The following is a 6336-nucleotide window of genomic DNA, read 5'->3' as shown; positions in this document are numbered from 1 at the left end:
CCGACGAAGCCGCCGCGGCCGCGGGTGCCCACGACCACCAGATCGGCGTCATTGCTCAGGTCCAATAGCACTCCAGCGGGGTCCCCGGATTCAATGTAGGTGCGAACCTGAACGTCGGTGTCCCCTATTTCCTCGCGGGCCTGACGCACAATGTCCTCGGCGCCGCCACGGATCAAGTCGTCGTCCAGGGTGGAATAGCCCGCGTCCATTGACGATGCGGCGAACACCGGAATGGTGTACGCCGAAACCACGTTCAGCACGGTTCCCCTGCGGCTCGCCTCACGCACCGCCCACTTCAGGGCGCAACGCGATTGCTGGGAGCCATCGACGCCAACGACGATCCCCTCGATCTTCTCGGTTGCGGCAGGTGTCTGGTCGCTCATCAGATTCACTCCTCATAGCCCGGCACTTACATCGGGGTGATTCCCGTTACCCCCAATGTACTTCCATTCTTCCCATTGGTGTGAGTTGGGTCTAATGATTTCACGCACAGCCTACTCATTGCGGGGTTCGGGGTTTTTCACCGAGGCAGAAAAGCATAGAATTTTTACCATGTCCTCCAGCACCCAAACCCCCGCGACACTTACGTTCGCCCAGCGCGTAGACCGCTATTTCAAGATCTCCGAACGCCAATCAACCTTCTCCACCGAAATCCGCGGTGGCATCGCCACCTTCTTTGCGATGAGCTACATCGTCGTGCTCAACCCGCTGGTGCTCTCCGGGGCCGATGCCAGCGGCACCGAGCTCGGGCTGCAGCGCGTGGCCGCCGTGACCGCGTTCGTGGCCGGCATCCTGACCATCATCATGGGCGTCTGGGCCCGCCACCCCTTCGCCATGGCCACCGGCCTTGGCGTAAATGCGTTTGTGGCCATCACCGTAGCCACCAATCCGGGCCTTACCTGGCAGGACATCATGGGCCTGGTGGTCATCGCCGGCGTGGTGATGTTCGTTTTGGTGCTAACCGGCTTTAGAACGGCGGTGTTCAACGCGGTGCCGGCCTCGCTGAAAACGGCGATCGTAGTGGGCATCGGCATGTTCATTGCCCTGATCGGCCTGGTCAACTCGGGATTTGTGCGCCGCATCCCGGACGCCGCGGGCACCACGGTTCCGGTGGGGTTGGGCTTTGACGGCAAGCTGCTAGGCTGGCCCATCCTGGTGTTCATCGTCGGACTGCTGCTGACCATGGCCCTGGTGGTCCGCAAGGTCAAGGGGGCCATCCTCATCGGCATTGTCGCCGCAGCGGTGCTGGCCAACATCCTGGAGGCCATGTTTGACATCGGTGCCTCCAGCGCCGAGAACCCCAGCGGCTGGTCGCTGGTGGTCCCCTCCCTTCCCTCCTGGACCCTGCCGGATCTGAGCCTGATCGGCCACGTGAACCCGATCGGCGCGTTCTCCTCCCTGGGCGTGACCGCAGCGCTGCTGCTGGCGTTCGTGATCCTTCTGTCAATCTTCTTTGACGCCATGGGCACCATGGTGGGCTTGGCGGCCGAGGCCGGGAACATCGACGAGGAAGGCAACATCCCCGACGTTGAGAAGGTCCTGCTGGTGGATGCCGCCGGCGCCATTGTCGGTGGCGGCACCTCGAGCTCCTCGTCCCAGATTTTCGTCGAGTCCGGCGCCGGCATCGGCGAAGGCGCACGGACCGGGTTTGCCTCGGTGATCACTGGACTGCTGCTGCTGGCCGCCATGTTCCTGACCCCACTGATCTACCTGGTGCCCTTCGAGGCCGTGGCCCCAGCACTGGTGGTGGTTGGCTTCATGATGATCTCGCAGGTCACCAAGATCGACTGGAACGACTGGGGCCTGGCGCTGCCGGCGTTCCTGACCTTCACCCTGATGCCGTTCACCTACTCGATCGCCAACGGCATTGGCGCCGGCTTCATCGCCTTCGTGTTTATCCGCTCAGCCCAGGGCCGGGCCCGCGAAGTGCACCCTCTGATGTGGGTAGTGGCCGCCGCCTTCGTGTTGTTCTTCGGCATTGGCCTGATCGAGCAGCTCACGGGCGTGTAGCTGTTCCACGCCCCTGCGCAGCGCGGTCGATTCTGGAGCGTCGGATGGCGCTCCGGATTCGACCCGTTTGTCGTACACCGAGCCATCCGGCATGCGCCACGGCCGTGATGGGTCAATGTAGACTCACCGACAACGGTCCTGCGCTCCGCGGCGGCCGAATACCACATCCCACCTGCAGGAGGTTACGCGGCATGGGCACCCAATGGATCGAAGTTTTTGCCGGCATGAAGAATCCAGGGATGCGCCACGTGCTGGGCTGGTGCTCTGCGGCCAGCAAGAGCAGCTGCCCGAGGATCGAACCACCACGAAGAATCTGGAGCGGTGGGAGAAAATTGGCCTGTTGCGCCAGGGGCCGGGCTGGGAGCTGAACGAGCAGCTGCTCACCTCGGCCCTTCGGGCTCGGGCCCGGCCCAAGCCCGAAGGGGTGCAGCGATTTTTCAACGGGCCGCGCCTGCTCTCGCTGCCGGCGAAGCCGCTGAACGGCACGAGGTGCTGCGCCAGATCCGGGATGCGGCGATTGGCGCTGATGAGGAATTAAGTGAAGAGCGGCTCAACGACCGGCTGCGCACAATCCACCCGGACGTCGCGTTGCTGCGCCGCTACATGGTTGACGGCTTGCTTCTGGAACGCAGCGCGAACGGCAGCGCCTACCGAAGCACCGGCGCGGCGTAACGCAGGCTAGCCGCTGATCGGGCTGGCGCCGGCAATAAAGCGGCGCACCCCGGCCCCGGAAATGACCTGGGCCGGCAACGGGGCCATGCGCAGGTTGCGTTCGAATCCGGCATCCAGCGGCAGCGGTTCGTCACTGGCCAAGAACACGATGTTCCCGTAGCGCCGCCCCTTGAACATGGGGGCATCGGCCACCATGGCCACATGGGCGAACACCTCGCTGAGGGTGGCGGCCTCGGCCCGCGCCCCGGCCAGATCCGCGGTGTCCCCGCAATTGGCCAGGTAGGTGCCGCCCACATCCAGTACGCGCTGCACCTGACGGGCATATTCCAGCGTGGTCAGTTCCACCGGGGTGGTGCTGCCGGCGAAGACATCCCGGATGATGATGTCCCGGCTGGCATCGCTCAGGCCGGGCAGTACCTGCGCGGCATCCCCCACCCGCAGGCGCACCAGTGGGGCCCGGGGCACCTGGAACTGGGTGCGCACCAGCTCGGCGAGCTTGGCGTCAAGTTCCACCACCACCTGCCGGGCGTGTCGTAGGTGGCTGCCACCCAGCGCGCCATGGTGCATCCGCCCCCGCCCAGATGCAGGACGCGCAGCTTGCGTTGCCGGCCATCAAACCGCTCCGCCGGATAGCCGAACCCAAACAGCGGTTGCATCCACCGCATGTATTCGAAGTCCAGGAACGTGGGATCATTCAGGTCAATATGCGAGGAGGGCACCCCGTTGACCTTGAGGATGTAGCGTTCGGCCCCGTACGGGTCCGGCTCAATCTCCGCCAGTCCGGTGTCAATCGGGTACTGCCCGGGCAGCAGGGCACCGGTGGTTCTAGCCACGTTTTCGCACCATCCGGATTTCGCGCAGGCCTTCCCAGCAGCCGGCCAGGTCTTCCCCGGTACCGTCCGTCTCAAAACCGTGCTTGGCATAGAAGGCCCGGGCGCGGGAGTTCTGCTCCAGAACCCAAACCAGCGCGTCGCGCCGACAAAGCACGGTCTCCAGCAGGTGTTCGCCCACCCCGGTTCCGTACAGCGGGGAGAGCACATAGAGCATGCCCAGCTCGATCTCGACCCCGGTGTCCTTGTCCTCATCGATCACCGGGGTACCCCCAGCCAGTCCGATGATGGTCCCGTCGGCCAGTTCGGCGACGTAGAACTGGGCGCCGGCCTCAATCCCGCGCTCCCACCATTGGACCTGCGCCTCTAGCTGGTCCTCCTGCTCGGTAAAGAAGGATTCGGGCCGCAGATGCCCATACGCCTCGCGCCATGCCTGCAATTTCATCAGCAGTGCCGGGCGGATGTCCTCGGTCCGGGCCAAACGAATTCGATAGTCGTTCCTCAGTTGCACCACTACAGCGTACGACAGGCCATGCGAGAGTGGCCAAGAAACCACGCGGATGGAAAATTTCAGCCATCTCACGTTGGGCGCGCGGATGCTCTCCTACTTAAGTACGATTGAGCGCCCCGCCCGGATTTGAAAGACTGGCATTTAGACAAACACTCGGTGCCCACCGGCACCACGACCCGCCTTGGAGGTGCCCTGACGCGTGAGCAACAATGAAAAGTTCGCGTGGGTGGCCGCCGCCATGGTGACGGGCTTTTCGCTGGTGATCTGCCTGGCGCCCGGGCTGTGGCTGGCGGTGGCCGGGGCGATCCTGCTGATGGGCTGCTTCACCGTAATCGCCCAGCTTGAACGCGGCTCCGCGCAGCTGAACCGCAGGCACTGGTACTACCTGGTGCCGCTGGTGCTGGCTCCGAGCATCTGCGGGCTGCTTTCCGGGCCGGTCACCTTTTGGATGGGCCCGCTCATCGCCGTGGTGGGCGGGGTTGCCACCTATTACCTGGCCCGCAGCTATCCGGTGATCGGTGAGCCGCGCCCTGTCCAGGAGCCACTGGTGGATAGCGAGCACCACGTCTAGCCCGGCTTCTTCGTCTCCTCGGCCCAACGCGTTGCGGCAACCTCCCGCCCCCGCAAACCCGGGCGGAGCACATCGACGGCTTCCCCCTTCGGCTGGCGGGCCGCTACTGCCCGGATTCCTCGATGGCGCTCTCCAGGCGTTCGAGTTTGCCGTGGATCTCACCTTCGTAACCCGGGCGGATGTCGGCTTTGATGACCAGGGAGATCCGCGACCCAAACGGGGCCACGGCCTCGGTGGCCCGCTTGACGACGTCGAAGACCTCGTCCCAGCTGCCTTCAAGTTCGGTGAACATGCTCGATGTCCTATTGGGCAGGCCCGAGTCGCGGACGACCTTGACTGCAGCGGCGACGGCATCGTGGACGGAGCCGTCGGGGTTGCTGCCGGTTCCGGATGGGGCTACGGAGAATGCGACGATCATGGGAGAATCCTTCCTTGGGGCAGGTGGTGTCGATCCCCACTGTGCCACCGTCCCACCGGCATTGTCATCCCTTGCGTGCGTACGCTACGCGGCCAGCCCGGTGGCCCGCAGCAGGATCGCGGCCCCTGCCCCGGCAATTACCACCAACAGGAACGGGGACCGCAACAGCAGCGCAATCGCCGCGGCGGCCAGGGCCCCCACCCGTGCGTCAATGACCAAGTCCTGCCCGGAGGTGAACCCGTTCATGGTCACCAGCGAGGCCAGCAGGGCAATGGTCAGGATGCCGGCGACGCGGGACATCACCGGGGAATCCAGCACCCGGCGCGGCACGAAGTAGCCGCACAGCTTGATCGCGAAGGCGCTCAAGCAGGCGCCCAGGATCCACCAGCTCAATTCACTCACGGCTTGCCTCCATCAACTTCACGCAGTCTGCCGTGCTCGGTGGCCCGCGGCGCGTGCCGGGACCCGGCCAGGGCGTACAGCACCGCGCCTGCTGCGGCGATCAGGATCGGCAGGCCCGGCGCAGTGAAGGGTACCGCCAGCGCGGTGACCAGCGCCGCACCGATCGCCACCAGGATCGGCTCGGCGCCCTTCAACCGGGGCCAAAGCAGGCCCAGGAACGCGGCCACGGCCGCGCCGTCAAGCCCCCAGGCGGCCGGGTCCCCCAGGGACTCTCCCAGCAGTGCCCCGGCCAGGGTGAACAGGTTCCACAGGATGAACACTCCCAGGCCCGCGGTCCAAAACCCGCGGGACTTCTCTGCCGGGGAGGACTGGGCCAGCGAGGTTGCCACGGATTCGTCGATGGTCACGTGGGCCATCAGCGGCACCTGGCCAGCCCGCGGACGCAGGGCCTGCTTGATCTGCATGCCGTAGACCGCGTTGCGCACCCCAAGCAGCGAGGCGGCGGTAAAGGCGGCCGAGGCCGTCCCGCCGCCGGCGATCACCCCGATAAATGCGAACTGCGAACCACCGGTGAACATCAGCGCGCTCAGGGCCACCGTCTGCCACAGGTTCAGTCCCGCGGCGATGGCCAGGGCCCCGAAGGAAATGCCGTACAGCCAGTGGCAATCGCTATGGACAGGCCCATCCGGGTCGCCGGCGTCAGTTTGCCCCTAGGCATGTCCGGCATCGTAGCGCACCTTGTACACCCCGCGCTTGACGCGGGCCTGACCAATTTGCACCTGCCGCAGCTGGGACACGTGCTGGACGTGGGTGCCGCCGCACGGTTCACTGTTCACGCCCTGGATGCTGACCGTGCGGGTCCCATCGGCGGCGATGGAGCTGGTGACCGCTGCGCCGGTGGCAAGCAGCTCATCGACCCGCC

At 65.4% G+C, this 6336-nt stretch carries 10 protein-coding genes and 2 pseudogenes; 4 read left to right on the top strand and 8 right to left on the bottom strand.

Going from position 1 to position 6336, the window contains the following annotated elements:
• A partial coding sequence (locus JCM19049_RS06985; protein WP_279402657.1) for a universal stress protein occupies nucleotides 1-383 on the bottom strand: 383 nt, incomplete at its 3' end.
• A 169-nt stretch (nucleotides 384-552) separates the two neighbouring features.
• On the opposite strand from JCM19049_RS06985, the gene JCM19049_RS06980 reads away from it, so the two are divergent.
• The 3 genes from JCM19049_RS06980 (at nucleotide 553) to JCM19049_RS06975 (ending at nucleotide 2682) form a co-directional block, all read left to right on the top strand.
• Nucleotides 553-2010, top strand: coding sequence for an NCS2 family permease (locus JCM19049_RS06980; RefSeq protein ID WP_054821227.1), 1458 nt, complete (start codon nucleotides 553-555; stop codon nucleotides 2008-2010).
• A 259-nt stretch (nucleotides 2011-2269) separates the two neighbouring features.
• Nucleotides 2270-2548, top strand: coding sequence for a hypothetical protein (locus JCM19049_RS19240; protein ID WP_279402656.1), 279 nt, complete (start codon nucleotides 2270-2272; stop codon nucleotides 2546-2548).
• The gene (locus tag JCM19049_RS06975; RefSeq protein ID WP_054821226.1) at nucleotides 2500-2682 is read left to right on the top strand and encodes a DUF2087 domain-containing protein; all 183 of its coding nucleotides are present in this window, start codon (nucleotides 2500-2502) and stop codon (nucleotides 2680-2682) included. The genes JCM19049_RS19240 and JCM19049_RS06975 overlap by 49 nt, the downstream gene beginning before the upstream one ends.
• Nucleotides 2683-2688: 6 nt before the next feature.
• On the opposite strand, the gene JCM19049_RS19235 is transcribed toward JCM19049_RS06975, so the two are convergent.
• Genes JCM19049_RS19235 through JCM19049_RS06965 form a run of 3 tightly spaced genes read right to left on the bottom strand, consistent with a single transcriptional unit; the run spans nucleotide 2689 to nucleotide 3993 of the window.
• Nucleotides 2689-3201, bottom strand: a complete 513-nt coding sequence (locus JCM19049_RS19235; protein ID WP_279402655.1) for a fused MFS/spermidine synthase — start codon at nucleotides 3199-3201, stop codon at nucleotides 2689-2691.
• Complete coding sequence (locus tag JCM19049_RS19230; RefSeq protein ID WP_279402654.1) at nucleotides 3084-3515, bottom strand: hypothetical protein; 432 nt, start codon at nucleotides 3513-3515, stop codon at nucleotides 3084-3086. The genes JCM19049_RS19235 and JCM19049_RS19230 overlap by 118 nt, the downstream gene beginning before the upstream one ends.
• Complete coding sequence (locus JCM19049_RS06965) at nucleotides 3508-3993, bottom strand: GNAT family N-acetyltransferase (protein WP_279402653.1); 486 nt, start codon at nucleotides 3991-3993, stop codon at nucleotides 3508-3510. Before JCM19049_RS06965 ends, JCM19049_RS19230 begins: the two co-directional genes overlap by 8 nt.
• A 229-nt stretch (nucleotides 3994-4222) precedes the next feature.
• Between JCM19049_RS06965 and JCM19049_RS06960 the strand changes: the two genes are divergently transcribed.
• Complete coding sequence (locus tag JCM19049_RS06960; RefSeq protein WP_054821225.1) at nucleotides 4223-4594, top strand: hypothetical protein; 372 nt, start codon at nucleotides 4223-4225, stop codon at nucleotides 4592-4594.
• A gap of 103 nt (nucleotides 4595-4697) precedes the next feature.
• Here JCM19049_RS06960 and JCM19049_RS06955 read toward each other — a convergent pair whose 3' ends face one another.
• From JCM19049_RS06955 to JCM19049_RS06940, 4 genes and pseudogenes are all read right to left on the bottom strand, one after another.
• A complete protein-coding gene (locus tag JCM19049_RS06955) occupies nucleotides 4698-5012 on the bottom strand; it encodes a thiamine-binding protein (protein ID WP_054821224.1) in 315 nt (104 codons plus the stop codon).
• A gap of 84 nt (nucleotides 5013-5096) precedes the next feature.
• Nucleotides 5097-5414, bottom strand: a complete 318-nt coding sequence (locus JCM19049_RS06950; RefSeq protein WP_279402652.1) for an AzlD domain-containing protein — start codon at nucleotides 5412-5414, stop codon at nucleotides 5097-5099.
• A pseudogene (locus JCM19049_RS06945) lies at nucleotides 5411-6099 on the bottom strand (AzlC family ABC transporter permease). Before JCM19049_RS06945 ends, JCM19049_RS06950 begins: the two are co-directional and overlap by 4 nt.
• 25 nt (nucleotides 6100-6124) lie before the next feature.
• Nucleotides 6125-6336 (bottom strand): annotated as a pseudogene (locus JCM19049_RS06940) (hypothetical protein); the annotation flags it as partial.

This window comes from Arthrobacter sp. JCM 19049, from assembly GCF_001310435.1.
The sequence above is the reverse complement of the archived record's forward strand: the minus strand, read 5'-3'. Positions and strand labels throughout refer to the sequence as shown.

Excerpts from the sequence above, each read along its gene's own strand:
- JCM19049_RS06980 (WP_054821227.1), top strand. The coding sequence starts at position 553 with ATGTCCTCCAGCACCCAAACCCCCGCGACACTTACGTTCGCCCAGCGC.
- JCM19049_RS06955 (WP_054821224.1), bottom strand. The coding sequence starts at position 5,012 with ATGATCGTCGCATTCTCCGTAGCCCCATCCGGAACCGGCAGCAACCCC.